This is a genomic window from uncultured Methanofollis sp. (assembly GCF_937919355.1).
Classification (GTDB): Archaea; Halobacteriota; Methanomicrobia; order Methanomicrobiales; family Methanofollaceae; genus Methanofollis.
Window position 1 is genome coordinate 1 of record NZ_CALFSA010000126.1, and the last position, 24,750, is coordinate 24,750.

At 59.6% G+C, this 24,750-nt stretch carries 24 protein-coding genes, 1 tRNA gene and 2 pseudogenes; 12 read left to right on the forward strand and 15 right to left on the reverse strand.

Going from position 1 to position 24,750, the window contains the following annotated elements; genetic code table 11:
- Window positions 1-319 (reverse strand): annotated as a pseudogene (locus Q0520_RS05815) (hypothetical protein); the annotation flags it as partial.
- A gap of 93 nt (window positions 320-412) precedes the next feature.
- On the opposite strand from Q0520_RS05815, the gene Q0520_RS05820 reads away from it, so the two are divergent.
- The 4 genes from Q0520_RS05820 to Q0520_RS05835 are packed head-to-tail and all read left to right on the forward strand — an operon-like array spanning window position 413 to window position 7,310.
- Complete coding sequence (locus Q0520_RS05820; RefSeq protein WP_298667540.1) at window positions 413-1,561, forward strand: exonuclease SbcCD subunit D; 1,149 nt, start codon at window positions 413-415, stop codon at window positions 1,559-1,561.
- The gene (locus Q0520_RS05825) at window positions 1,548-4,712 is read left to right on the forward strand and encodes an SMC family ATPase (RefSeq protein ID WP_298667542.1); all 3,165 of its coding nucleotides are present in this window, start codon (window positions 1,548-1,550) and stop codon (window positions 4,710-4,712) included. The genes Q0520_RS05820 and Q0520_RS05825 overlap by 14 nt, the downstream gene beginning before the upstream one ends.
- Complete coding sequence (locus Q0520_RS05830) at window positions 4,709-5,737, forward strand: DNA double-strand break repair nuclease NurA (RefSeq protein WP_298667544.1); 1,029 nt, start codon at window positions 4,709-4,711, stop codon at window positions 5,735-5,737. The genes Q0520_RS05825 and Q0520_RS05830 overlap by 4 nt, the downstream gene beginning before the upstream one ends.
- Window positions 5,712-7,310, forward strand: a complete 1,599-nt coding sequence (locus Q0520_RS05835; protein ID WP_298667546.1) for an ATP-binding protein — start codon at window positions 5,712-5,714, stop codon at window positions 7,308-7,310. The genes Q0520_RS05830 and Q0520_RS05835 overlap by 26 nt, the downstream gene beginning before the upstream one ends.
- A 17-nt stretch (window positions 7,311-7,327) precedes the next feature.
- Here the strand turns inward: Q0520_RS05835 and Q0520_RS05840 are convergent, their stop codons facing one another.
- The 5 genes from Q0520_RS05840 to Q0520_RS05860 form a co-directional block, all read right to left on the reverse strand.
- A complete protein-coding gene (locus Q0520_RS05840; RefSeq protein WP_298667547.1) occupies window positions 7,328-7,828 on the reverse strand; it encodes a nucleotide-binding protein in 501 nt (166 codons plus the stop codon).
- Between the two features lie 11 nt (window positions 7,829-7,839).
- Window positions 7,840-8,706, reverse strand: coding sequence for a formate/nitrite transporter family protein (locus Q0520_RS05845; protein ID WP_298667548.1), 867 nt, complete (start codon window positions 8,704-8,706; stop codon window positions 7,840-7,842).
- Between the two features lie 767 nt (window positions 8,707-9,473).
- A complete protein-coding gene (locus Q0520_RS05850) occupies window positions 9,474-9,683 on the reverse strand; it encodes a hypothetical protein (RefSeq protein WP_298667550.1) in 210 nt (69 codons plus the stop codon).
- Window positions 9,684-9,813: 130 nt separating this feature from the next.
- The gene (locus Q0520_RS05855; RefSeq protein ID WP_298667552.1) at window positions 9,814-9,981 is read right to left on the reverse strand and encodes a DUF1059 domain-containing protein; all 168 of its coding nucleotides are present in this window, start codon (window positions 9,979-9,981) and stop codon (window positions 9,814-9,816) included.
- Between the two features lie 124 nt (window positions 9,982-10,105).
- Window positions 10,106-10,179 (reverse strand) — tRNA-Val (locus Q0520_RS05860).
- Window positions 10,180-10,376: 197 nt separating this feature from the next.
- Between Q0520_RS05860 and Q0520_RS05865 the strand changes: the two genes are divergently transcribed.
- On the forward strand, window positions 10,377-11,096 hold the full coding sequence (locus Q0520_RS05865) for a methyltransferase domain-containing protein (protein ID WP_298667555.1): 720 nt from the start codon (window positions 10,377-10,379) through the stop codon (window positions 11,094-11,096).
- A 28-nt stretch (window positions 11,097-11,124) separates the two neighbouring features.
- Here Q0520_RS05865 and Q0520_RS05870 read toward each other — a convergent pair whose 3' ends face one another.
- A complete protein-coding gene (locus Q0520_RS05870) occupies window positions 11,125-11,718 on the reverse strand; it encodes a PH domain-containing protein (RefSeq protein ID WP_298667557.1) in 594 nt (197 codons plus the stop codon).
- A 54-nt stretch (window positions 11,719-11,772) separates the two neighbouring features.
- On the opposite strand from Q0520_RS05870, the gene Q0520_RS05875 reads away from it, so the two are divergent.
- Window positions 11,773-12,024: a hypothetical protein gene (locus Q0520_RS05875; protein ID WP_298667559.1), complete on the forward strand. Its 252-nt coding sequence runs from the start codon at window positions 11,773-11,775 to the stop codon at window positions 12,022-12,024.
- A gap of 37 nt (window positions 12,025-12,061) precedes the next feature.
- Here the strand turns inward: Q0520_RS05875 and mch are convergent, their stop codons facing one another.
- The 7 genes from mch to Q0520_RS05910 all read right to left on the reverse strand — a co-directional run bounded on the left by mch (window position 12,062) and on the right by Q0520_RS05910 (window position 19,209).
- Entirely contained in the window at window positions 12,062-13,006 is a 945-nt protein-coding gene (gene mch, locus Q0520_RS05880) for a methenyltetrahydromethanopterin cyclohydrolase (protein WP_298667562.1), read from the reverse strand.
- A gap of 62 nt (window positions 13,007-13,068) precedes the next feature.
- Window positions 13,069-14,193 carry an ORC1-type DNA replication protein gene (locus Q0520_RS05885; RefSeq protein WP_298667584.1) on the reverse strand — a complete coding sequence of 375 codons (1,125 nt, stop codon included), beginning with the start codon at window positions 14,191-14,193 and terminating at the stop codon, window positions 13,069-13,071.
- Window positions 14,194-14,253: 60 nt separating this feature from the next.
- Window positions 14,254-14,766 carry a hypothetical protein gene (locus Q0520_RS05890; RefSeq protein ID WP_298667564.1) on the reverse strand — a complete coding sequence of 171 codons (513 nt, stop codon included), beginning with the start codon at window positions 14,764-14,766 and terminating at the stop codon, window positions 14,254-14,256.
- Between the two features lie 56 nt (window positions 14,767-14,822).
- Window positions 14,823-16,367 (reverse strand): beta-ribofuranosylaminobenzene 5'-phosphate synthase, encoded by a 1,545-nt coding sequence (locus Q0520_RS05895; protein WP_298667567.1) that lies wholly within the window; start codon window positions 16,365-16,367, stop codon window positions 14,823-14,825.
- Between the two features lie 587 nt (window positions 16,368-16,954).
- Window positions 16,955-18,112 (reverse strand): cofactor-independent phosphoglycerate mutase, encoded by a 1,158-nt coding sequence (locus Q0520_RS05900; protein ID WP_298667569.1) that lies wholly within the window; start codon window positions 18,110-18,112, stop codon window positions 16,955-16,957.
- Window positions 18,113-18,136: 24 nt separating this feature from the next.
- Window positions 18,137-19,075, reverse strand: a complete 939-nt coding sequence (locus Q0520_RS05905; RefSeq protein ID WP_298667570.1) for an NAD-dependent epimerase/dehydratase family protein — start codon at window positions 19,073-19,075, stop codon at window positions 18,137-18,139.
- A gap of 11 nt (window positions 19,076-19,086) precedes the next feature.
- Window positions 19,087-19,209, reverse strand: a complete 123-nt coding sequence (locus Q0520_RS05910; RefSeq protein ID WP_298667572.1) for a hypothetical protein — start codon at window positions 19,207-19,209, stop codon at window positions 19,087-19,089.
- 39 nt (window positions 19,210-19,248) lie between these two features.
- Here Q0520_RS05910 and Q0520_RS05915 point away from each other — a divergent pair, with 39 nt between their 5' ends.
- The 6 genes from Q0520_RS05915 to porB all read left to right on the forward strand — a co-directional run bounded on the left by Q0520_RS05915 (window position 19,249) and on the right by porB (window position 24,259).
- Window positions 19,249-20,103, forward strand: coding sequence for a DUF368 domain-containing protein (locus tag Q0520_RS05915; RefSeq protein WP_298667574.1), 855 nt, complete (start codon window positions 19,249-19,251; stop codon window positions 20,101-20,103).
- Window positions 20,104-20,251: 148 nt separating this feature from the next.
- Window positions 20,252-21,124: a methanogenesis marker 12 protein gene (locus tag Q0520_RS05920; RefSeq protein ID WP_298667576.1), complete on the forward strand. Its 873-nt coding sequence runs from the start codon at window positions 20,252-20,254 to the stop codon at window positions 21,122-21,124.
- Window positions 21,125-21,397: 273 nt separating this feature from the next.
- Complete coding sequence (locus Q0520_RS05925) at window positions 21,398-21,940, forward strand: pyruvate ferredoxin oxidoreductase subunit gamma (RefSeq protein WP_298667578.1); 543 nt, start codon at window positions 21,398-21,400, stop codon at window positions 21,938-21,940.
- Entirely contained in the window at window positions 21,940-22,200 is a 261-nt protein-coding gene (locus tag Q0520_RS05930) for a 4Fe-4S binding protein (RefSeq protein WP_298667580.1), read from the forward strand. The genes Q0520_RS05925 and Q0520_RS05930 overlap by 1 nt, the downstream gene beginning before the upstream one ends.
- Window positions 22,201-22,203: 3 nt before the next feature.
- Window positions 22,204-23,358, forward strand: a complete 1,155-nt coding sequence (porA, locus tag Q0520_RS05935; RefSeq protein ID WP_298667581.1) for a pyruvate synthase subunit PorA — start codon at window positions 22,204-22,206, stop codon at window positions 23,356-23,358.
- 1 nt (window position 23,359) lies between these two features.
- Window positions 23,360-24,259 (forward strand): pyruvate synthase subunit PorB, encoded by a 900-nt coding sequence (gene porB / locus Q0520_RS05940; RefSeq protein WP_298667582.1) that lies wholly within the window; start codon window positions 23,360-23,362, stop codon window positions 24,257-24,259.
- A gap of 120 nt (window positions 24,260-24,379) precedes the next feature.
- Here the strand turns inward: porB and Q0520_RS05945 are convergent.
- A pseudogene (locus tag Q0520_RS05945) lies at window positions 24,380-24,709 on the reverse strand (ATP-binding protein); the annotation flags it as partial.
- Window positions 24,710-24,750: the final 41 nt, after the last annotated feature.

Consider the following 24,750-nt stretch of genomic DNA (forward strand, 5'->3'; position numbering starts at 1 on the left):
GGTTCACCGTAATGACCCGCTGGTTGTATCGCATAGCGGCGAGGTGTTTTCGTTCGGGCAAGGACTTGCATTTAACTGCTTTCAGTGCTTCACAGGCACAATCACGCGCACCTTGCACCAGAGAGGACGGAAGATCAGGAACAGACTCACGAACACCCTTGTAGGTCACCTTGTGGTTCTCCACCTTATTCCACGTCTGGTTCTCGAACCCCCACTGTGCAGAGGCAGAGAACGCAGTAGAATAGGCCCTCATCGTATCGAGGAGAGTAGAGGGACCACCTTCAGGCAACAGAAGTTTGAACGTGATTGTCCTGATCACATGCATATGCTGATCATGGGAGCACAAAACGATATCGGAGGTGACGGGCAATTCCTCCCCGGCCGAAAGACCGGGGTTTCCTTGCCCATTTAGATGAAATTTGTTCATATTGCCGATACGCACCTTGGCCTTGCGGCCTTCAATAAAATCGACCCCGAGACAGGGATGAACCTGCGGGAAAAATTGGTCTACGAGAACTTTCTTGCGGCCATCGACGTGATCCTGAGAGAGAGACCTGACGCCGTCGTCCACGCGGGCGACCTCTTCCACACGGTCCGCCCGAAGACCCGGGCCTACACGACGGTCCTTGAGGCCCTGGAGAGGTTGCAGGACGCGGGCGTCCCCCTGATCCTCATTGCCGGCAACCACTCGATGGCGAAGACCCGGTACACCGAGTCCCCCTTTGCCGTGCTCGAATATCATGGCGCCGAGGTCCACGCCGCCTATCGGTACAGGTACGAGAGGGTGGAGGTCGGCGACACCGTCTTCCACCTCATCCCGAACATGCTTGAAGCCGGCGATTACAGGGTCGCTTTCGACCAGGTCGACCTCTCCCCATCATCGGCCAATGTGCTGGTCACCCACGGGCTTGCGAGCATGGTCGCCGACAAAAAACTCCACACCATTGCCGAGCACGAGATCGACAGCACGATGATCTCCGATGACTTCGACTACATCGCCCTCGGCCACTACCACGGGCAGGTGCAGGTCGGCAACCGCGCCTGGTACAGCGGGTCCATCGAACACTGCACCTATGGCGAGATCCATGACAGGAAGGGGGGCCTTGTCGTCGACACGACGAGTGGGCAGGTCACGCCCCTCCCCCTCCCGAAGACCCCGATGTACGACCTCGGCACCCTGGACTGCGCCGACCTCTCGGCCGGGGGGGTTGCCGACGCCGTCGCCGGTGCCGTGGAGGGTGTCGCCGCACCCCACGCGATGTGCCAGGTCACGGTCGCCGGCATGCGGAGGGAGACGCTCCGTGAGATGGGGCGCCTCTGCCCTGCAGACTTCAACAACCACCTCCTCGACCTGAAGGTGCGGACCGAGGTGGTCGAGGAGGACACACCCCGCCTTGCCGCCGGAGACCTTGCCGGCCTCGACTATGTTGCGGAGTTCGGGCGGTTCCTGACTGAGAAGCACCTCCCGCCGGAGAGGGAGGCGTACGTCCTCAAGAAAGGGCAGGAGGTCCTGAAGACGGTGATCAGGGCGCACCAGGAGGTCGACGATGCTTCTCCATAGGCTCGTCCTCCACAACTTCAAGCGCTACCGGGACGAGGAGATCCTCTTCCGCGACGGGATCACCGGCATCGTCGGGAACAATGGTGCGGGCAAGAGCACGATCACCGACGCCGTCCTCTTTGCTCTGTACGGCGTGCAGGGGGGTGTCGACGGCGAGTATGTCGTCTCCTCATTCGCCGACCCGAAGGAGAAGTGCGAGGTCCGCCTTGAGTTCTCGGTCGGTGGCGAGGAGTACGTCGTCCACCGGACCTTCAGGAAGACAGGGAGTTCCACCCAGCACACCGCCTCCCTCTTCATGGACGGCGGCGAGAAGCACCTCGCCGATGGGGTGAGCGCCGTCGCCGCGGAGGTGCGGCGTGTCCTTGGTATGGGCCCCCAGGACTTCAGGAGCACGGTCTTTGCCGCCCAGAAGGACCTGCTCGCTCTCCTCGACGAGAGGCCGGCGGCAAGGCGGGAGTGGTTCATGAAGGCCCTCGGCATCGACTACCTGAAGGACGAGGGGCAGGCCGCCCTGAAGGAGGAGATAGAATCCGTAGAGGCCGATATCGGCCGTGCTGGAGGCGCTCTCTCCATCCTTGACGAGGAGGAACTGAAGAACGCGCGGGAGATGTGCCGGGCAGATGCCGCCGCTGCCAGGGCCGGGGTGAAGACCTGCACCGAGGCCCTACTCTCCCTCTCTGCGGAGAAGGACGTGGCCGAGGCCGAATTCGGCGTTCTCGACGCGGCCGGCCACGAGGCCGTGCGCCTTGATGAGGCCAGGACCTCTGCCGCCAGAGAGAGGGAACGGTATGCTGTCGAGGTGTCAGGGCTTGAGAAGGATATCGCCGACATTCGGGCACGCCTCGGCGAGTATGATACTCTCGCCGCGGCAGAGGAGGAATATCCGGCCGTCCTGAAGGCTTGCGAGGAGTGGGGCCGGAAGAAGCAGAGCCACGACCTCCTCTCGGAACGTCTTTCCTCTCTTGACGGCGAGCGGAGACGCGAAGCCGACCGCCTCGACACCCTTGCCTGTACACTCCGGGGACTCGATGCCGCCCTGGCCCGGTGCCGGGACCTTGCGCCCGTCGCTGCACGGCGTGAAGAGGTGATCAGGGCACGCGATGCCTGTGCGGCCGACGAGATGAGGCACCGGGACCTTGCCGACCGCGTCCGCACCGCGGTGCAGCACCTTGACGCCCTCGGGAGGGCGATGGCCGGACTCGGCCGGGAGGTCGAGGCACTCAGAAAGAAGGAAGCGGAGTGCGCCGACCTTGCACTCGACCTTGCCGGTTACGACGACCTCCTTCATGAGAACGAGGCACTTGACCAGGCCGGGGTCCATGCCCGCGAGGCCCTCCGCCTCAGGGATGAGGTCGAGACGACGGAGAGGGAGGCGGCGTCCCTGCAGGAGAGGGTCGCGGCCCTGAAAAATGAGGTCTCGGCGGCAGGCGACCCTGCCGCGGACCTGAAGGCCGCCGGGGAGAAGAGAGACGACCTCACCCGCGCTCGCGCTGCGTTTGAAACGAAGAAGAAGGTCTGCACTGATGAGGTGGCATCTCTCAGGGCGCACCTGGCAGACGTTGCGGCCCTCGGCCCGGACTCCCTCTGCCCAACCTGCCACCGTTCCCTTGGCGAGCACTATGAGGCCCTTGTCGCCGATCTGGAGAGGGATGCCGTTGCAGGCGAAAAGGAAGTCTGCTCCCTCGACGAGGAGATAACCCGCATAGACAACGATCTTGCCGCGGTGCAGGGTGAGGTCCGGGAGATAGAGGGCCGCCGCCGGGTTCTCCAGGAGATCCTTGCCAGGACCTCCGCACAGGAGGAGAGGTGTGCGGAAAAGAAGCGTCGGGTTGTTGCACTCCGTGAGTGTCTGGATGCCGAGGAACGTGCCGCCGGCACCTACGACCCTGCGCACCATGCAGAGGTGGTCCGGCGCCTCAAAGCCCTTTCCCACCTGAAGGAGAACTACGACAGGCTTTCCGGCGAGGTCGCCGCCCTACCCGCAAAGGCGAGGGACCTGGAAACCCTCGATGCCGAGGCGGCGACGGCGCTTGTCGCCGCCGAGGTCGCCCGCGCAGACTGCGAGGCCTTCGCCTACGACCCGGCAAAGAAGGCCACCCTCGAAGAGGAATCTAAGCGTCTTGAGCCTGTCTGGCAGGAGTACCTCGCCCTCAAGGCGAAGTGCGAGGGCCGTCCGCGGGTGGAGGCCGAGCACCAGGAGGTGAGCAACACCCTTGCCCGGATCGACAGGTCGATCGCAGATTCCACCGCCGAGAGAGAAAAGATCGGCTTCGACGAAGCCGAGTGTGCTCGTGCCGTCGTAGTGCGGGAGGCGGCCGAGGAGAAACACCGCCGCTACCTTGCATGTGCCGGGGATGTCGCCCGCCTCCCCGACCTGGAGAAGAGTCTGGGAAGCGCGAGGGCGGCCCTTGCGGACGCGGATGCACGCCGTGCCGCCATTGAGTGCACGATCAAGGCCCTCGCCTTCGACCCCAACCGCCTTGTAGAGGTGCGGGAGAGGGTGGCGAGGACGGTGGCCGCAGTCCAGGATAAGCAGGCAGAGATCGCGAAACTCCAGACAGACCTCGCCCACCTCCTTGAGAAGGAGAAGGATATCGGCGGGAAACTGGGGCAGGTGCGGGAGATCAGGGATAGGGTCGCCGTCCTTGAGGGGGAGAGGGAGAACCTGAAACTGACCCGTTCCCTCCTCTCCGAGTACACCGCCTATCTCCTCGGCGTCGTCCGCGGCCAGCTTGAGGGGGTCGTCGGCGAGGTCCTCGGCGAGATCACTGACGGTCGGTATGACACCGTCTCCTTCGACGACACCTTCACCCTCCTTGTCAATGACATGGGGGCAGACTACCCGGCCGACCGCTTTTCCGGGGGCGAGCAGGACGACATCGCGATCGCCCTCCGCATCGCCCTCTCCCGGTACCTCGCCGGCATGCGGGGGATGCACGACCCCGCCGTCCTCATCTTCGACGAGATCTTCGGCAGCCAGGATGAGGAGCGGCGGGCCAACCTGGTCCGGGCCCTCCGGACGCAGGAGGCGCACTTCCCCCAGATCTTCCTCATCTCCCATGTTGGCGAGGTCCAGGACGAGTTCGAGACGACCCTGCGGGTCGAAATCGGGCCCGGGCCCGAGAGCCACGTCGAGGAGGCGGACAGGTGATCCCCCTCGACGAAGGCGACCTGGCTAGCATCATCGGTTATCTCGGGAAGATCCGCCCGGCGGACATGGCCTCGCGCTTTGCCCGCACCGGCGGCTTCGACGCTTCCTCCTTCTCCCCCTGTGGTAGTGGGTACGGTGGTTCTGTCGCAGCGGTGGACGGGAGCAATGCCATGGTCCTGGAGACAGGCAGTTTCTCCGTTGTGCTCGTCCGTGCCGTCGAGACAACCTTCCTCTCCGGTCGGCGCTCTCATGCCGGGGAGACCTCCTTGCGTGCCTTCAGGATCGGGCCTGAAGAGGAGAACACCGCCTATGAAAAACTCTACATGGAGTGCTTCAAGGGCACGAAGCCAAAGAAGCCCCTCGAAAATGAGGACCGGTCCCGCGCTGCGGCTGCGTTCAGGGACACCCTCGAGTACTGGACGGCCCTCCGCCTTGCCGAGACCCTCGACAGGGGCGACGCCCTCCTCCTCGACGGTGCCCTGCGCGTCGATCACGAGAGTCACCGCCCTGTCCTCAAAGATATCCTTGACACTGCACGTTCCCGCGGCGTCCTCGTCGCTGCGGTGACCAAGATGGCGTCGTCCACCTGGGGCGGCGGCATCCCCCTCGTACCCGCCGCAGAAGCCCTCGCCCGCGACCTTGGCGTTGCAGAGGCCTGGTACCTTGCCGTCCCGCCGTCTGTCCTGGACGCGGAGAGATACCGCCAGTGGGACTTCAGCACGACCTACGTCGCATCTCTCCACCCGCGGTCTCCCCGTGCCTTCAAGATCGACCTCCCTGCCGGGTCGCCGCCGTCTGCGGTCAGGGCCACCTTTGCCGCCCTCGCCTCCTATGCGGACGATGGAAGGGTCACCGGTTACCCCTTCCCCCTCTTCGACGCCCACCGTTTCGCGGCGATCGGGAAGGACCAGGTGGATATGGTCAGGCAGGTCTTCATCGGTCGCATGGCCGGGGCTGGTATGACCAACGCGGATTTCCAATCATATTTCGGTGATTACCATGACACGTTTGCACCCTATCGATAATACCGATCCGGCCAAGTTCAGGCTCATCGGTGAGAATGTCCTCTCGTACAGGTTCATCGTCCCCCATGACAGCAGGATCTTCGTCGGCGACCTCCTGAAGATCCGGGACGAGACGAAAGGCCTCACCTTCTTTGCGAAGGTGACTGATATCTGTCACGACTGCAACTTCGCCGACCCGAAGTGGGACACCCGCCCCCACACAGCGCACTTCTACGAACTGGGCGAGGACGTTTTCCTGGGCGTCGAGGCCGTGCCCCTCGGCTACCTCGACTGCGACGGCAGGTTCAGGAAACCGAACACCCTCCCCTCGAAGTTCTCCGAGGTCGTCACCAATCCTACGGCCGACGACTTCGCCTTCCTGAAGGAGGAGATGGGTGAGATCGAGGTCGGCCTCCTGAAGACGGGTCAGGGTGTTGTCGAGGGAGTGCCGGTCGCCCTCCATGCCGAGGTGATGGCCCAGCACATGGGTGTCTTTGCGACCACAGGCATGGGCAAGAGCAACTTCATGAAGGTGTTCTCCGCCTCCTGCATGAAGGAGAAGAAGTTCGGGATGCTCATCGTCGATCCCCACGGGGAGTACGCCACAGGCGGCCGCTCGTCCACAGGCGACCGGACCAAGGGCCTCGTCCACTTCACGGCGGGACTGGACGGGCTTTCTGTCTTCACGACCAACACGGAGAAGATGAAGACATACCACTTAAACCGCCTCTGGCTCGAGTACGACGACATCAGGGCCTCCGACCTGAACATCCTCTTCGATCATTCGGAGCCGCAACACGATGCCCTTGAGATCCTGGAGGGTGAGAAGGGGTCTGACCTCATCACCTTTTTCCGGGAGACCGACTTCACCGACTTCGGTAAGAAGGCGTATGTCGGGAACTTCGAGTGGATCGCGGACGGACTCCGGACCTCCCACCCCGGTCCCCTCACCGTCCTCAAGCGTCACTTCGATATCCTGACCCGTGCGAACGGCCGGTTTTTCCGGGAGAAGGGTTCGTCCATCCCTGAGATCACGCGGGCGCTCGACGAGAACAAAGTCGTCCTCATCGACATCCCCGGTATGGGTGAGAGGAGCGAACTTTTTGTCCTCTCTGTGATCACCCGGCATATCATGGAACGCCACAGGGAGTGGGGCGTCGGGAAGGAGGAAAAACCGCCGCAGGTCCTGATCGCGATCGAGGAGGCGCAACGCGTCCTCGGCGAGGGCGGACGGAGGACCCAGGTCTTCAGGGAGGCCGCAATGGAGGGGCGGAAGTTCGGCGTCGGACTCTGTGTCGTCACCCAGCAACCGAAGAACATCGACCCCCGCGTCCTCGCCCAGTTGAACACCTTTGTCGTGATGGGACTCGGTGACAGGGGCGACCGGGACACCATTGCAAGCAGCGCAAAGCAGGACCTCTCAAAGATGGACACCGAGATCCAGACCCTCGATGCCGGTGAAGCGGTGATCTCCACTCTGAAGATCCCCTTCCCGGTGAGCACCAGGATCCATCTCTTCGACGATTATCTCAGGGAATGCAACAAAAAAGTTCGTCCGTCTCCGGGTGAAGGACTGAAGCGGGGCTTTTCCTGAAAGCCCCATCCTCTCATTTACTCTTCTTTCGTCCGCCTGATCGAGACGCAGTTGACCACGGGGTCACCAGAGATCACGTAGCGCTTCATCACGAGGCCCAGTACCTCGACCCTGTCGCCGACTTCCACGTCTTCCTGCGGTGTGGTGAACATCTTCACTGTTATATCGCCGCTGGGGTCTGTGACAGTGTAGTGAGGCCTGTTGAGGTAGCGGAACTTCACCTTTTTGATGGTGCCGTGGAGCCTGACGGGTTTGCCGATCATCACCGTGGTGATCGCCCGTGCACGCACATCCTTTGCCTCCTTCTCATAGACCGGGACCAGGCCTGCGTACTGGCTCTGGCTCATGTAGTTGAGCGTGCCCGGGATGATGATGAGGAGGACAAGCGTCGGGATACCCCAGAGGAGGATCGAGGGGTCTCCTGTGATGGCGACTGCAATAATGACCAGAATGGTAAAAAATGCGAATACGGCCAGGGAAACGGCCGATATCCGCACATTGACATTCCTTATTTCCATTTTCTGCTCGGTTACTTGAGTGCGGCGATTTCCTTGCGGAAGGCGACCCAGTAAATAACACCGACGAAGAGCAGGCCGCCGACGATGTTACCAAGGGTGACGACGATGATGTTGTTCGTCCACATGGTCACCCATCCGAGAGTTTCGATGCCCGCAATACCTGCAGCCTGTTCGGCGGAGAGGAACGGCATCGTCATGACGCCTGCGGGGATGAAGTACATGTTAGCGACACAGTGCTCGAAGCCGGTGGAAACGAAGGCCATGATCGGGAACCAGATACCGACAATCTTGCCGATCGCGTCGTCGGCGCAGATGCCGAGGAGGATGGCGAGGTTGACGAGCCAGTTACAACCGATGGCCTTGAGGAAGCAGGACCAGAGGGCTGCTGCGCCGACATAGGATGTCTTTCCTGCAGCGATGACGACTGCATTGACACCGAAGGCGGTTGCCGTGCCAACACCAGCGGCTGACCAGGAGGTCAGGGGGCCGTAGGCCATGATGTAGGCGTAGACAAGGGAACCGATGAGGTTGCCGATGTAGACCCAGAGCCAGAGGTTGAGCACGCTTGCCCAGGAGACCTTGTGAATGAATGCCGCCATCGGGGCAAACATCGCGTCACCGGTGAAGAGTTCTGCACCGGTCAGGACGGTGATGATAAGACCGACAGGGAAGACGGCACCCAGGAAAAACTTTGCCAGGCCGGCCCCGAGGAACGGGGCGACGCCGGTGGCGCAGACTGTTGCCAGTCCGGCACCCATGGCGATGTACGCACCGGACATGAACCCTCTCAGGATCATGTTCCATGCGGGCAGGGAGACCTTGTACTTCCCTGCATCGCCAGCTTTTGCGACAATCGCTACTGGAGGATGGAACACCATTTTTTTACACCTCTAAATGTCCTACCTATACCGGCACTATAAAGCCTTTCTTGTATAGGTTAATCTAAAATGCCCTGAAATCTTATTAAAAACTTTCTAATCGTTGCTGCTCGGGGCTTTTTTTTGTCTGACACCAGTTTGCAGGCACCAGAGTGCGTGTAAATGATGCGATATTTACAATTGCGCAGTGTTAACCCAATTTACGTCGAACGGTCAGTGGCTTCAGTCCCGGGCACACCTGAATGTCTCTTTTCTGACCTCTTCCAGGGCCAAGGTGGGGAGGGGCGCGCACCGGATCCCTTGTGTCCCTATCCCCGGAGGATCCGGTGATATCCGGGGTATAAATCGATTTTATGATGTGTATTATGATCTATAGCCTGTGATTGTACTCCGCACCATGTCTGACGGTGCCGCACCTGCACCGCGTATCTTTCTCACGTCCGAGATCATGGAAATCGGTGCCCTTTTCTCCTGCGAATATTTTCAGTGGATCAGGCAGGCTATCAGTGACGTCACTACCGCGAGCCATGTGCGAACTCCTCGCCAGTGGTGGGAGCGAGGATGATGACGTTTCGTGGAGTTGTAAGAATATACGGAAAAGTGGACGTAGCACATCGCGTCAGGCCCCGCATGCTGACATCACTGTACCCTGTGCCGTCATGTCGAACCATCATATGGCACAGAGCATTGCAGGTGTCGCCTGGAGTATGATCATCACGATCACCCGGAGCAAAGGGAGGAAGTTGCTGGTGCGTGATCCCGGTCGATCAATATTCTGAGATTTGGGCTGCAATCTCTGGCCTGAAAACCCTGGATGCCTCCGACGAGAGGAAGGGGAGCAGTCCGGGGAAGTAGACGCCCACATCCCCCATCTTGCTGAAACGCGCGATTTTGATGATGAGTGGTGTGATCGCCTCGGTCGTGTCACTCTGGCGCTGAACCAGGAGGTGGAGTTCTGGAGCGATCACCTTTCCCATACTTCAGGGTGCCTGCGAGAGGTGTACGGGATCCTGCTCGCCGGGCCGTTATGAGGGTGAACTCCGGTGTCAATAGTCGGGATCAGGTGTATGATACCGTTACAAAAATGTGGTGGAGATCTGGCGTCTCTCAGTGAATGGCCTTCTTGATCTTCATCCATTCATCCGCAGAGAGGTGCTCCTTTTTGTGCGCCTCCCGCGCGTGGTCTGCGATCTTCTGTTCCAGGTCGAACTCATTCGCTGCGGATGTCTCGAAGGGGCACTTCAGCCCAATGTCCTTGCATTTGAAAGACGGCATATAACCATCACCGGGAGCAAATATAATTTCATCTATATATTAATGTTCCCCGTGTATTCTTGAGGGGGTGCTGAGAAATTCCCACAAAATCTGTCTGCCCTGTATGATGTTATAAAAGAATAGATGGGCCTGTCCGGGTTCGAACCGGAGATCTTCGCCGTGTAAGGGCGACGTCATAACCGCCTAGACCACAGGCCCTGCAATCTGCCTTCTTATATCGCCGCCATAACGGATAATCCTGTCGCCGAAAGGCAGCAGACGCGGCAGGGGAAGGGGCCTGTTTTCTGTCGTGGCCGGGAGAGGTCTATCGGCATGACGCACGAGGGAGAGTCCTGCCGCCCATACTCTCTGGGGGTAGAAAGTATATATAAATCTACAGTTATACCGCTGGTGCTATGTTTAGTCCCGGGGAGTTCTTTGATACACATTCCGAGCGTTACAGTTATGCAAATCCATTGAAACACGATGTTTTTTTTGTCGACTTTATGAAAAAAAATGGATCCGGCCACTCTCTTCTTGATATCGGAGGCGGCGGCGGTGCATTTGCAAAATACTGTAAATCGATTTTCCCTGACGCTGACATCTGTGTTGTCGACCCTTCAAAAGAACTTCTCCAGAAACAAAATGCTCATGGAATCAAACGTGTTGTCGGGAGTCTGCCTGACGACATCAATGTCGCCTCAGCATATCACTATATCGCGATGAAAGTGGTCCTGCATCATGTGGTGGGCACGTCGATCCGTGAGTCAAAGGACCTCGTAAAAAAGTCTATACTGGCCGCGAAATCAAAACTGGATGATGGCGGGTATGTTTTTATCAGAGAGATCTATTATGAGAGTTATCTCATCCCCACCTTTACGAGAACCATCATCTTCTATCTATTGCGGCTTCAAAATCGATTAAAATTGAAGATCCCTCATGATGACTTTATATCCGGCCTGGAAGTCTGTTTCTATACGCGTGATGAGATTGAGTCCATGATCCGGGAGTGCAATCTTGAGATCGTTGAGTCTCTCCATGACGAGTACGACCCTGGTGCAGGAGGGAGGGTGATGCTCCTGAAGAGAAGGGGGACTGCGTCCTATATCCTGCGGCCGAGGGCCATCCCGTCATGAGGACGATAGAAGGATGCCAAAGAGGAAGTCACTCCTCCTTCTCAGCCATCCTCTCAAGCACCCGACGGATCGCCCGCAGTTCCGCGAGCACCGCGTCTTCTGGTGCCGGGGCAGTCTCCTCGCCCCCTGTCGTCGCCGCTACTGACGGTCTGCCGCGGACCTGGGCCATGATTAGTTCCCGCACTTCTTCAGGTTCCTCGATACCCTCGATCCGGATCTCAGCCTGGGCCTGAGCCGAGTATCCGGCCGTCTGGATGCGGAGGTCGGAGATGCCGAAGATGCGCATCAGCGGCCCCTGCACGATATCGACATTCGTGATCCTGTTGTACGGGACGATGCCCGTCCCCCTGAACCAGACACCTCTCTTCCAGGTCATCTCGGTTCCACTGAGGTGATAGACGACGCTCCGGTAGTAGAGAGGGATCCAGACCGCCACAAAGGCGACGACGGCGATCAGACCCCCACCAAAGAGGATGTAAAGCACCGGCTCTTCGGCAATGGCGACGGGGAAGATTATGAAGGCGGTCACGAGTAGGCTCGTAAGGATAAGACAGAGGTAGTAATATGTCTTGAACTGCGGGGACGGCTTGAAGTCTTCCCCGATTGTGATGGGATCTGTCATGCGCAGATTTTCTCCTTCGCCCACATCAAAGTATGGTCGCCGCCGAGCCTTTGTATGGCGTGGGGTACGGGGGCGGTACGACGCGCCATGGCGGTGATCCCGGGGAGAAGGAGCATCAGGTCGTACGAGGGCAGGCCCCTCGACGACGGGACTGTGCGGGCGATCATCGACGCGACATCCCATGCCCTGACGGCCCCAGGCGTGCCCGAAGGCTGGCAGATCGTGGCACCAGTCATCTCCGGCTACCCGAAAGGTGCGCCAGAACCGCAGATGAGGTGCGAACCTGTCATCACCCGGATAGGATAAAATCTGGAGGGGGGTCATGGCCCCCTGAAAAGAGCGTTTACTGAAGACCGAAGGACTTCAGGGCCACGTCGGGGTTGACCTCGCCGACATGGTAGACAACGCCCTCGGAGAGTTCGTTGATGACCACTTCAGCCGGAGAGAAGAGCGAGGTGTCGATCTTGTAGAAATCGTAGCCCGCTTCCTTGAAGATCTCGTTGAAGGGCTTGCCATAGCCCTTGGACTTATTGGACGGGATCTTCTCGAGGTAGTCCTTGATCTCCGGGGCCTTCATGGTGAGGGCGATCTGGCCGTGGTAGATGGTGGCGTCGTTCGTGACACCCATCGCACGCTTGGCGCCGCGGACCGGCGGGACTGGGGCAGTGCCGAAACCGGCGACGATCTTCCTGGTGTCGAAGCCGAGTTCGTTCAGCTTGTAGACTGCAGTCTCCACGCAGCGGCCGGCGACCTGGATCGAACCGACGATGGAGGAGGTGGGAGCAACGATGGCGCAGGTGTTGGCGACGTCCACCTTGCAGGCATCAGCGATCGTCTGCATGACCTCGCCGTTCGGGAGGTGGTCGCTCTCCAGACAGATCACGGCCGTGTCGCACTCGTCCTCGTATCCGATGACCTCATAGGTGTGCTTCGGTTTGAGGGAGAGGGCACGGGCCGGGCCTGAGCCCATCGCAAAGTAGTTCCCGACCTTGACCGTCCACCCCGCCTTCTGGGCGCCAAGGCAGGCGATCGAGGGGAAGTCAGTGGAAACCTCGATGAATGGCATCGGGATCCCCTTGATCTGGCCCATCGTGAAGTTCACGTCGCCGAGGCCACCCATGCAGATCTCGGTGAAGGTCCGGCCTGCCTGGTATCCGCCAGGGACGGATACGCCGGCATCGACGATCCGGGCACCGTTGTCGAGTTCATGGGACGCCGCGTTGTAATCCTCGGGATATTCGAAAATGTCGTTGAAAATGTCAAGGGCCTGTTCATTCACGCTCAGCATGGAAATATCACCATTCACATAAAGAACGCGGAGAGAACAGATAAGACTTGTCAATCGTTTGCTCAGGCAAGGTGGTCAAGGACACGTAGCGGATCGTATCTGAGCGTGATTACACGGGTTCGGCCCCGTCCCTGCCTGTAATCAAGGTTGATCAGCCGCATCGCATCAAGTTTCTTGACGATCTCGTAGAAGCGGGTATAGCCCATCTTCGTCCCCTCTTTTGCACGGGTGTAGACCTCTCCTGCATTCATCTCGCTCTCCTCTGCGCTCATCGTGGCGATGGTCTTTAGGATGCTTCTTTCATCGTCCTTCAGGGTCCGCAGGGTGAAGGATAGGTGGAGGTACTTCGAGACCTGATATGCCCGGCAGATATCGTCCTCCTTGATCTTTTTCCTCGCCTCCCTCTCAGCGTTCAGGGCCGCACGCTTCAGCAGGTCAAGACCGACCCTGAGGTCGCCGCTCTTCATTGTCTGCTCGACAACGAGGTCGAGCATCGCATCGGATAGGACGCCCGGGTACAGACCTGTCATCACCCTCTCGGTGAGGATATGGCGAACCTCGTCTGCGGAGTACGGCGGGAAGTAGATATCGGTCGGCCGGAAGACTGAGGCGACCCGTGGGTCCACCTCCCGCAGGAGGTCGACGTTCATATCTGAGATGATCGCGATCACCCCGATTCTTGTGCCCGGGTAGGCCTCGTGTGACCGCAGGAGAGCGTAGAGCACCCGGTTGATCTCGTTCTCGTACAGGAGGTAGTTTGCGTCGTCGAGTGCGACAAGGAGGACGACCTCCTCTTTCTGGAGGATCCGGGCGACGGCGTCGAAGACCTGTTTGAAGGAGGTGCCAGAGGCCGGCGGAGGGTGACCTGAAAGTTTCCGGTAGATCTGGGCGAAGACGGCGAACTTCGTGTTGTCGATCTCGCAGTTGACGTACACGGGGACAAGTTTCGTGACTTCGCCCTCGATCTCAGCGAAGAGTTTTCGGACACTCGTTGTCTTCCCTGTGCCGGGCAGGCCCCTGCAGATCGTGTTCAGAGGTCTGCCTCCCCGTGCCCCCGGCCTGATCTGGAAGGCGAGTTCCCGCATCTGCATCTCCCTGTGGTTGAACTGCTCAGGGACATAATCTATTTCGAAGACCTCGGGGTCTCTGAAGAGTGTCTCGTCCCACATGAGGAGATCCTTTGCCATCACCTATTCCCTCGATTTTTCCCTATTTATAGTCTTTAGATATTGGCTTTCACCCTCTGCTCACTGTCGCTGGCTCAGATGGTTCATACAGTCCTTGCAGAGTGTTTTGTTCAGAAATAACTGACTCATCTGTTTTTGTGTCTTTGTGACGGCCTTCCCACAACTCTCACAGATAGCGGTCGCCGCCGGAGCCTGTGGTTGTTCGGTCTGCGATACAGGGGCCGGTTCTGGTGCCGCAACGGGGGCGGGTTCTGGCGCCGGTGCAACTTCGGGTGTGGTCTTCGGGGTCTCCACTTCCTTCGCTTCGATCGGGACGAGGACGGTCTGCTCCTCTTCGGGCTGCATGGGCGCTTCAGAGGGTTTCATCGAGAAGACGCGCCGACGGTAGGCGTCCACCCGCTCGGCCGTAGCCTCGTCCCCCCTGCCGAGGCGGGCGAGGGTTGTGTCGAGGAAACCTGCGAGTTCTTCAGTGTCCTCCTGTGATTCAACCTCTCCACTCACCTCCAGGCGGAGATTTTCGTAATTGTCCAGGTTGACAGTGATCCCGAGAGTTAGAGTCTTTTTTGCCGGCATAGTACTCACTATACTATGGTCAGCATATCTATATCTGTGTATATTTGTCCCCTGATTCAGGGTGAAGCCCTGACTTCAGCCCCACGGTTTCGGGGATGAGTGATGAACGCCGTCCCGCCGGTCTCCGCCATCGCCTCCTCTGCGGCCTTGAGAACATCCTGCATCCCGGTGTCACCGATTGCATAGACAGTCGGGCCGAAGGAACTCAGTCCGACTCCTGCAGCGTCGGTCACCCTGAGAGCGTCGATGAGGTCGCGGATGAGAGGGGGCTGGAGGCTATGTTCAACCCTCTTGAACCCGAGACCCTGGATTGTGTTCACCGCTGTCCCGAAGAGGTCGAGATCTTTCTCGACGATGCCAGGGAGCATCTGCATCAGCACCGTGTGGCAGAGAGCCTGTACGTCGCCGATGGGCACCGGGCAGTACTGCCTGAAGATGTCGACCTCGGCCTTCCCATGTGCGCCCTCCGGGATGGCAGGAGTGGCAAGAAGGATCTGCCAGTCCTCGGGGACAGGATGCCTGAAAAGCACAGGGGCTGGCTTCACGCCGCCAGATGCCGCTGAAGGCCTGAAGTCTGATTTCTCTCCCAGAGGGCCGAAACTGTGCCCGCCATCCAGGACGAAGCCACCAGACTCAAACGTCGCCGTCCCGATCCCCGACGTCCCACCCCGCCCGGCGATAGTCGCGATCTCTCTGACCTCCATGGGCCTGTAGAGGGTGGACAGGGCACTGGCGGTGGCGAGGGCGATCTGGGTGCCGCTGCCAAGGCCGATGTGTCCGGGATAGGTGCGGTGGAGCGTGATCTCAGCACCTCCGTGGACGCCGAGGGCGGCCAGGACTTTCTCTGCGGTCTTTTTCACCCGCTCGACGCTCTCCCCCTCTCCTCTCACCGTGAGTTTGTCGCTCCGTTTTGCCTCGACAACGATTGCCGGGTCCTCGACAGAGAGACCAATCCCCCCGTCGACCCGCCCCGAACTGCCGTTCATGTCGATGAGGGTCATGTGGATCCGGGCAGGGGCCTCCACGATCACCCTGGATTCATCGGTGAAGTTGTAATAAGGGAAAGTTTCCCTGATGGTGATCAGGGGTTCTCCACGGGTGATGATACGATACCGGCGGGAGAGGAGGGGTTCGTGGCTGAAGATGCCGAAGACTTTGCTGATGCGGGTGTCGGCCCGACATACCTGCACATCGTCGAGTTCACGTCGTGCCTCGATCTGGTGCTTCTGCATGATCCGCCCGATCGGGATGTCTGCCCGCATCAGGTCGTCCTTGAAAGAGGGGTCGAGGCGGGAGATCGGGGTATCGGACGCTGCGTACAGGAGTGGCTTCCCGCTCTCTTTCTCGTTCAGGGTCACTCTCCTGTGGTTGACCATATCTCCTGTGTGGATGCCCAGGGATGCAGCCACGCGTTCGTTGGCAGGTATTACCTCCTGGGAGAGAGTCTGCACTGTTACCTCACAGCCCAGTGCGTTTTCAAGAAGGGTAGTCACGGAACCGTCGGTTCCGAGAAGGATCTTCTGCATCGGTGAGAGTGTACCGACATCTCTCTCCAGTTCCCGGAGTTTTCCAGCGATGTTGAATGATGTCATGGTCTTCATCAACCATGTGTCCCGGTGTCTGGTCCGGGACGGTCAGAACATTATTCCATGGGGAGGGTATTATAGTACACCCATTAGCGGCAGATGATGAGAGTTACCCCCTCTGATCCATGATGATGCAGGGTTCTGATGCCGCTCTCTTCTTAAGTTCATCTCAGAACTGTCGTTCATTCTTCTCATCTCCGCATGCGTGGCTTTGGAGAAACCTTCATGAATCAGATCGATGTAGCCCCCTGAATCTATGGAAGAGTGGTGTGGATTCCTCTGCCTTCCCTGTACTCTTTGTCGGGGGACTGCCTCGAAAGCCTCCGGCTTTCTCGTTTCCCCCGAACCCCCGAAACTAGGATAGGACGGGGGAAGACAGAGGAGAAGATGTGATGAAGGAGACTGCTATCCTGCTCCAATCCTGAGCGAGGGTTCGGGGGCAACGAGCGATAGCGAGTTCGAGAAAATCTTTGATCTTCGACGTAGTCACCCGACAAGCAGTTTTAGGAAGGTATTTGATCGGATCTCTCCGTGCGGTCCTGGAGGCGTCGATCTGATCTGGATGCCTCCAGATCCAAAAAAAGAGGACTATCTCCTGCCCCTTACGCCGTCTTCCGCCCGAAGAGGAGGGGCAGGAAGTCCGCGGCTTCGTGCAGGCCGAGTGCGCCCTTCGCCGCCTCCTTCTCGGAGAAGCAGGTGGTGCTGTCTTTCAATCCGCCGCGGATCGCAAAGGGCACCGGCGTCCTGGTGTGGGTCTTCAGCCTGATCGGGGTCGGGTGGTCGGGGAGGATCGCCACAGTACCGTCAAAGTTGTCCAGGATGGTGCCGATGATGCCGTCAACCCCTTCGATCGCCTTCACTTTTTCCTCGACGCTGCCCATGTGCCCTGCCTCGTCGGGCGCCTCCACATGGACATAGACAAAGTCGAGGTGTTTGATCGCGTCAAGGGCGTAGCGCGCCTTCGCCTGGTAGTCGGTGTCGATGAACCCAGTCGCGCCCGGGACATGGATCACCTCCATGCCGGCATACGTTGCGATCCCGTTGAGGAGGTCGACCGCCGAGATCATCCCCCCTGCGAGGCCCCATCGACCCCTGAAAGAGGGGATCGCCGGCCTCTTGCCTCCGCTCCAGGGCCAGATCGTCGTGGCCGGAAGTTTGCCGGCGGCAACGCGGGCGCGGTTCACCGGATGACCGGCGAAGGCCTCCCGTGCGGCGTCCATGCACCGCATCAGGAGGGGAGCGTCCCCGCCGGAAGGGAGATAGGATCCGACCTCCCGCCCGACGATGTCGTGGGGTGGCGTGGTCACCGACCCCTTTGCGCCGTGGACGACCATCAGGTTCCGGTACGATATCCCGGGGTGGAAGTCTGCCCCCGGCACTGCAAGGGACCTGATGAGTTCAGCGCCTTCCTCGCTCGTGATATGGCCGGCATTGAAGTCCTCCATGATGCCGTCCCGCACCGTCACCAGGTTGAAACGGTAGGCATAGTCTGCCAGCCCAAGGTCGATCCCCATGCTCGCCGCTTCGAGAGGGCCCCTGCCGGTATAGCAGGTTGCCGGGTCGTAGCCAAGCACCGAGAGGTTTGCGACGTCGCTCCCCGGCTCGAACTCGTCCTTCACCGTCCTGAGGAGGCCGCAGGCGCCCTCGCGGGCGATACAGTCCATATTTGGCGTCTCTGCATAATCGAGAGGGGTCTTGCCGCCGAGCGCATCAATGGGCTCGTCGGCCATCCCGTCTCCCAGAACAACGATATACTTCATTATTGGTCTTTTCTCCCAGGTTTTTCAGCAGATTTCCCTGACAAGGGCGCGTGCCGCCTGCCGCACCGACTCCTCGGAGTCGAGGGTCGTGTGCCACCCCGTCGCCCTGATCTTATCGACAGCAAGCTGCATCTTCGGGACATCGCCCACCCAGCCGCGGTCTCCACCGGTATACCGGAAACGCACGTCATGCAGGCCCATCTCCTCGGAGACGATCCGTGCGATCGCCGTGACATCGATCCAGTCCTCGGAACCGATATTGAAACAGGTAAAGGTGCCGTCTGTCGTCCTGACAGCGTGGAGGAGGGCCGCCACACACTCGGAGACGAGGAGGTATGACTTGATCTGCTTCCCATCCCCGAGGATCTCCAGTTCGGCAGGGTTCTCTTTCAGTTTGTGGGCGAAGTCCCAGATCACGCCGTGGTTGCTCCGCTCGCCGATGATGTTGGCAAACCGGAAGACACATGCCTTCATCCCGTAAGTGTGGGCATAGGACGAGATCATCGCTTCCGCGGCAAGTTTGCTTGCGGCATAGACCGAGATCGGTTCCATCGGACTGTAAGCCTCGGGCGTCGGGATGACCGACGCCTCGCCGTAGACCGTCGAGGTGGAGGTGAAGACGATCTCGCCGACGCCGTGGACCCGCATCGCCTCAAGGACACGAACAGTGGCGGTTACATTGTTCCTGTATACGTCTGCAGGCGTTGCGGCGCTCCCTCGAACGTCAGGGTCGGCGGCGAGGTGATAGACCCGCTCCGCCCCTTTGAACTTCTCCTGCCAACCATCTTCGAGCAGGTCGGTCTGAAGGTATTCAATTCTCCCGGTGTCGAGGTGCCCCCTGATATTGGCGAGATCCCCGGTGCGGAGGCTGTCGATAACCAGCACGCGATCCCCCTGCTCCACAAGGGTGTCGACCAGATGGGATCCAATAAATCCGGCGCCGCCCGTGACGATCGAGAACATACAGGATCTCATTAGCACCACAAGATAATATGGGTGACGGCAGGGTCGTTCCTCCTCCCCTTCTTGCGTCTCCAGGTCGCCGGGCACCGCCCCTTTCCCTTGCTGGATGCCTGCCGTGCTTCTATCATAATCATTAACTACAGGCCGCCTCCACACCCTATGCACACAGGATTATGACCATGCGCAGAGAACTACGGGAACATGCCGGGATATATCTCCGTGGCCTCATGATGGGGGCCTGCGACGTCATCCCGGGCGTCTCGGGAGGGACCATCGCCCTCATCACAGGTATCTACGAGCGCCTGATCGGGGCGATCAGTGCCATCGATCCCGGATTGCTGAAGCACATAGTGCACGGTGATCTCGGTGCGTTCAGGCGCGACTTCGAAAAAATCGATCCTCTCTTTCTGGTTGTCCTCCTTGCCGGGATCGCCACGGCGTTCCTCGCCATGTCGGGTATCATCCTGTACCTCCTCGGAAATCACGGTGTCGAGACCTATTCCTTCTTCCTCGGGTTGATCATTGCCTCGGCCGTCGTCCTCTTCCGGGAGATACGATCTCCTCGGGTGGCAGACCTGGTCTTCCTCATCATAGGGACCATTGCCGGGTTCCTGCTGACCGGCCTCGGTCACCTTGACGCTGGGCACTCCCTGCCGATGATCTTTCTGACCGGGATGGTGGCGCTCTGCGCCATGATCCTCCCCGGCATATCGGGTGCCTACATGACCCTTGTCCTCAACCAGTACGATTTCATGCTCGCTGCGCTCAGATCATTTGCCTTCCCCGAGATCATCACCTTCATAGTTGGCGGTATCACCGGTCTTCTCCTCTTCACCAAGGCCCTTAAATATCTCCTGAAGACCTATCAGACTGCGATGCTAGCCTTCCTCACCGGCCTGATGCTCGGTTCGGCCAGGATGCTCTACGAGAAGGCCGCTGTCTCTGGCAGTATCCTCTTCGACGGTGGTCTCTTCATCATCGCCGGCATCGCCGTTATCGGCATGGTGGAGTACGTAAAAAGGCGCTAAGGTCGTGCGGTGCCCAAACCCCTTTTTTCCGGGATTTCCATGAAAACTCCCGGGGTGGTTTTCAGAGAACCGCTTGAAACTTCGTTTCATGCCTGGTTGATCAGAAAACGTACTTCTGCAGGCAGGTGCAACAGGTACGGAAGATATCATGTTTATCGGGATCGATCACGGCACAACGGCCATGCGCTTTGCGTCTGAGGCCGGCCATTTCAAGATCTCACGGGAGGCTGCGCGGGACTTTTCAGCCGCGGACCTCGAACGACTCTGCCCCCTCGACGAAATTGAAGGTATTGCTGTCTGTTATTCAATGGGAGACGGCATATCAACGATCACCGACATCCGCAGGGTCGAGAACCGCGGTGTCATCTCGCAGGACGGTGCAGGCAAGCATATCGGTGGGGGGACGCGGGTCTTCGATGAGGTCGCGGCGAGCGGTATCCCTGCCGTCGTGATGCCGGGCATCCACCGCGGCTCCCCGACAGATCCCCGGTTCAAGGCATACTCCCACCAGACGAGCCCGGAGAAGATCGGGATCGCCTATGAGGTCTGCCATGACCTCGGGCCCGATCTCGTGGTGTGCGATACCTCCTCGAACACCGTTACCATCCTTGTTTCTGAAGGGAAGGTCGTTGGTGCATTCGATGCCTGCGTCTTCGCCCCGGGGACGCAGCACGGCGCCCTGGATGTCGACGCCATCCGGCGGATCGATGCTGGTGTCGAGACGGCGAACGAGGCCTTCCTCCACGCTGGTGTCTGTCATACTCTCCCGCCCGAGGAGCAGGAAAGGACGGTCGCGATGTTTGCGGCGATGGAGTGCGCATCAATGCTCCTCCTCAATCCTGAGGCCCATGTCGCTCTGGCCGGGTCGAAGGGACCCGTCGTGGCCGACGAGGTGAGCGCATTGCTCCGTCGCCCGGTTGCGGTCTATGACGAGTGGTGTGCGGCCCGCGGCCTTGCCCGGGTAGCGCGGGACGTCTTCTCCGGGAAAAAAGAGATACTGGGACTTTCTGTCGATCTCTGACCAGTGCAGGGTGTTTGTGGCTTCTCCTATTTGTCTGCCGGATCGCAGGTGTAAATCGAATGAAATCCAAATATATCCCAAATTTCTCATCTATTCTTATTTTTTAATCTTTTTCGGAAGTTTAAAACCAGATGGGGTTTTTACTGTATGTGATACGTTGGTGTGCCGGGATCTGCATGGGATGATACCGGTTTTTCCTGCTATTCCGGGTCTATGGTTCCCGACACAAGATTCTTATTTATTAACCATGATAGATTCTATGGGGTAGTCTGAGTGAGAGAGTTACGCATCCATGGCAGGGGTGGGCAGGGTTCTGTCACTGCTGCCGAACTGATCGCCGTCGCAGCATTTGAAGACGGCGTCTATTCCCAGGCATTTCCTGCATTTGGAGTCGAACGTCGTGGCGCCCCTGTGCAGGCGTTCGTCAGGTTCAACGACGAAAAGATCCGCCTGCGCAGCCAGGTCTATGAACCCGACTACATCATCGTCCAGGACAGCAGCCTGATCCGTGACGTCGATGTCTTTGCCGGGTTGAAGAAGGGAGGCATTGCGATCGTGAATACAGAGCGTTCGATCCCCGCCGCCGTCCCCGAGGGCGTGAGGCTGATCACCATCGACGCTACCGGTATCGCCCTTGAGAAACTCGGTGTCCCGATCACGAACACCACGCTCATCGGCGCATTCGCGGCGGCGACCGGTGAGATCGCTCCCCCCGCGATCAGGAAGGCTCTTATGAGGCGCTTCCCGGGCAAACTTGGTGAAAAGAACGTGGCAGCCGCGGAATATGCCTACAATCTCGTGAAAGGTGAGGCCTGATGGGGTTGAATATCGGGTGCGCCGCTGCACCTGGTAGGGCACGGGACAATAAGACCGGTTCGTGGCGGGTCTTCAAACCTGTTTTCAAGTACGACAAATGTGTGAAATGTGGTCTCTGTGAGGTTGTCTGTCCGGAGGGCTGCGTGCGCGAAGGGCAGGACGGCTATTACCACCCTGACTATAACTATTGTAAGGGCTGCGGCCTCTGTGCCGAGGAATGCCCGGTGGATGATATCGAACTCGTCCAGGAGGAGAAGTAAGATATGATGGAGATTCTGGAAGGCTCCCATGCAGTCGCCGAGGCCGTCAGGCTCTGCCGCCCCCAGGTGGTCGCGGCATACCCGATCACCCCGCAGACTCATATCGTCGAGGCGCTTGCGAGCATGGTCGCCGACTGCAAACTGGACGCCGAGTATATCTGTGTGGAAAGCGAGTTCTCGGCTCTTTCGGCCTGCCTCGGTGCAAGCGCGGCGGGGTCGCGCGTCTACTCTGCGACCACCTCGCAGGGCCTTGCCCTGATGTTCGAGGTCTGCTTCAACGTGGCCGGGATGCGCCAGCCGATCGTCATGACGATCGCAAACCGCGCACTTGGTGCGCCCCTGAATATCTGGAATGACCAGCAGGACTCGATCTCCCTGCGTGACGCGGGCTGGCTGCAGTTCTACGCCGAGGACAACCAGGAGGCGACGGACCTCCACTTCATCGCCTACAGGGTTGCCGAGGACCACAGGGTTCTCCTGCCGGTGATGGTCTGCTTTGACGGCTTCATCCTGACGCACACCTACGAACCGGTGGACATCCCCTCGCAGGAGGCGATCGACGCCTTCCTCCCGCCGTACAAACCGGTCAACATTCTTGACGCGAAGAACCCGATGTCCCTTGGCATGTACGCCACCCCCGACTACTATATGGAGTTCAGGTACGAGATCGACCAGGCGCAGAAGCGGGCGAAGGAGGTCTTTGCCGAGGTCGGCGCCGAGTTCGCCAAACAGTTCGGCCGCGACTACTCCGGTCTCGTCGAGGGCTACCGCCTTGAAGACGCGGATATGGCATTTATTGCGATGGGCTCGATCTGCGGCACTGTCAGGGAAGCGATCGACGAGATGCGGGCCGAAGGGAAGAAGGTCGGCCTGCTGAAGATCCGCAGTTTCCGCCCCTTCCCCTCTGAAGAGATCCGGGCCGCCCTCTCGGGCGTCTCGAAGGTCGCGGTCCTCGACAAGAACATCTCCCTTGGTCAGAAGGGTGCGGTCGCCCTCGAAGTGCGGGATGCCCTGTACGGTAGCGAGATCGATGTGAAAGGCTACATCCTTGCTCTTGGAGGCAGGGACGTGCGGCAGGCAGATATCAAGGCGATTGCCGGCCTCCTTGAAAAAGGAGAGGGCGATCAGTTCTTCGGCCTGCGGACGGAGGTGCTCTGAGATGACTGAGGAATGCGAACTCTTCGAGTGCGGTCACCGGGCATGCGGCGGCTGCGGCCCTGCCCTTGCGGCCAGGCTGATCCTGAAGGCGACCGGCGAGAACACGATCGTTGTCGCTTCCACCGGGTGTATGGAGGTCTTCTCGACCCCCTATCCGGAGACGGCGTGGAAGGTCCCCTGGATCCACTCCCTCTTCGAGAACGCCGCGGCCGTGGCGTCGGGGATTGAAGCCTCCCTCAAGAAGCAGGAACGGGACGAGCATGTCGTCTGCATCTGCGGCGACGGCGCCACCTTCGATATCGGGATGCTCTGCATCTCCGGTGCCTTTGAGCGGGGACACGACATCACCTACATCTGCTACGACAATGAGGCCTACATGAACACCGGCATCCAGCGCTCGGGTGCGACGCCGTATGATGCCGACACGACGACAAGCCCTGCTGGCAAGTGCTCGACCGGGAACCCGCGGCCGAAGAAGGACCTCCCGGCGATCCTGGCGGCCCACGGGGCGACCTACGTGGCCACGGCCTCGATCGCCTACCCGAATGACCTGATAAAAAAGGTGCAGCGCGCCGTCTCGACGCACGGCCCGAACTATATCCAGGTCCACGCTCCCTGTGCGACCGGCTGGGGCTTTGATGGATCACAGACAATAGCGGTCGGGCGTCTTGCAATCGAGACCGGCCTCTGGGTGAACTACGAGATGATGAACGGCGAGGTCGAGCGTGTGCGCAAGGTCGCCCACAGGAAGCCTGTCGACGACTACCTCTCTGTCCAGAAACGGTTCCGCCACCTCTACCGGCCCGGCCGGAACGAGGATGAGATCGCCAAGATCCAGGCGATAGCTGACGCCAATGCGAAGAAGTTCGGGATCGACCTGAACGTGGTGAAGGAAGAGTGACCGGGTATCCGGTCCATCAATCTTTTTTGCCGCCCAGATAGCGCCCTGTGAACCCTTCTGTCTCTATCCTCCCTCACCTGGTGTGCTCGGGATCCTGCCTGTAAGGCTTCATTCCTGCTTTCAGTCCATCTGCTGATATTTCCTGAGGGTGAACCGGATCGCCGCCCCCTCCCCGGAACGGCCCGCCACCCGGTCTTCCGCCCGGATCTCGCCGCCGTACCAGGTCACCAGGGAGCGGCAGATATGGAGACCAAGGCCCTTGCCCGACGCCTTGCTCTTCCCGCGCCTGAAGCGCTTGAAGACCACGTCCTTCAGGTCGTCGGGGATGCCCGGACCGGTGTCTTCGACTGAGACCTCCACCTCATCGCCGCGCTCGGCGACGGCGATCCTGACCTCCGTACCGTCGCCGCCGTGCTTCAGACTGTTCCCGATGAGGTTGGCGAAGACCTCGCCGAGGAGTTGTTTTTTTCAAATTTAATGGCATTGGATGG

Bases quoted from the DNA above. Each gene is read 5' to 3' on its own strand.
- Q0520_RS05910 (WP_298667572.1), bottom strand. From the start codon at position 19,209: ATGATTATGATAGAAGCACGGCAGGCATCCAGCAAGGGAAAGGGGCGG.
- Q0520_RS05930 (WP_298667580.1), top strand. From the start codon at position 21,940: ATGGGGTTGAATATCGGGTGCGCCGCTGCACCTGGTAGGGCACGGGAC.
- Q0520_RS05820 (WP_298667540.1), top strand. From the start codon at position 413: ATGAAATTTGTTCATATTGCCGATACGCACCTTGGCCTTGCGGCCTTC.
- Q0520_RS05875 (WP_298667559.1), top strand. From the start codon at position 11,773: ATGGCGTGGGGTACGGGGGCGGTACGACGCGCCATGGCGGTGATCCCG.
- Q0520_RS05825 (WP_298667542.1), top strand. From the start codon at position 1,548: ATGCTTCTCCATAGGCTCGTCCTCCACAACTTCAAGCGCTACCGGGAC.
- Q0520_RS05850 (WP_298667550.1), bottom strand. From the start codon at position 9,683: ATGGGAAAGGTGATCGCTCCAGAACTCCACCTCCTGGTTCAGCGCCAG.
- porB (WP_298667582.1), top strand. From the start codon at position 23,360: ATGACTGAGGAATGCGAACTCTTCGAGTGCGGTCACCGGGCATGCGGC.
- Q0520_RS05915 (WP_298667574.1), top strand. From the start codon at position 19,249: ATGACCATGCGCAGAGAACTACGGGAACATGCCGGGATATATCTCCGT.
- Q0520_RS05870 (WP_298667557.1), bottom strand. From the start codon at position 11,718: ATGACAGATCCCATCACAATCGGGGAAGACTTCAAGCCGTCCCCGCAG.
- Q0520_RS05890 (WP_298667564.1), bottom strand. From the start codon at position 14,766: ATGCCGGCAAAAAAGACTCTAACTCTCGGGATCACTGTCAACCTGGAC.
- Q0520_RS05900 (WP_298667569.1), bottom strand. From the start codon at position 18,112: ATGAAGTATATCGTTGTTCTGGGAGACGGGATGGCCGACGAGCCCATT.
- Q0520_RS05920 (WP_298667576.1), top strand. From the start codon at position 20,252: ATGTTTATCGGGATCGATCACGGCACAACGGCCATGCGCTTTGCGTCT.
- Q0520_RS05865 (WP_298667555.1), top strand. From the start codon at position 10,377: ATGTTTAGTCCCGGGGAGTTCTTTGATACACATTCCGAGCGTTACAGT.
- Q0520_RS05840 (WP_298667547.1), bottom strand. From the start codon at position 7,828: ATGGAAATAAGGAATGTCAATGTGCGGATATCGGCCGTTTCCCTGGCC.
- Q0520_RS05905 (WP_298667570.1), bottom strand. From the start codon at position 19,075: ATGTTCTCGATCGTCACGGGCGGCGCCGGATTTATTGGATCCCATCTG.
- Q0520_RS05885 (WP_298667584.1), bottom strand. From the start codon at position 14,193: ATGGCAAAGGATCTCCTCATGTGGGACGAGACACTCTTCAGAGACCCC.
- mch (WP_298667562.1), bottom strand. From the start codon at position 13,006: ATGCTGAGCGTGAATGAACAGGCCCTTGACATTTTCAACGACATTTTC.
- Q0520_RS05855 (WP_298667552.1), bottom strand. From the start codon at position 9,981: ATGCCGTCTTTCAAATGCAAGGACATTGGGCTGAAGTGCCCCTTCGAG.
- porA (WP_298667581.1), top strand. From the start codon at position 22,204: ATGATGGAGATTCTGGAAGGCTCCCATGCAGTCGCCGAGGCCGTCAGG.
- Q0520_RS05895 (WP_298667567.1), bottom strand. From the start codon at position 16,367: ATGAAGACCATGACATCATTCAACATCGCTGGAAAACTCCGGGAACTG.
- Q0520_RS05845 (WP_298667548.1), bottom strand. From the start codon at position 8,706: ATGGTGTTCCATCCTCCAGTAGCGATTGTCGCAAAAGCTGGCGATGCA.
- Q0520_RS05835 (WP_298667546.1), top strand. From the start codon at position 5,712: ATGACACGTTTGCACCCTATCGATAATACCGATCCGGCCAAGTTCAGG.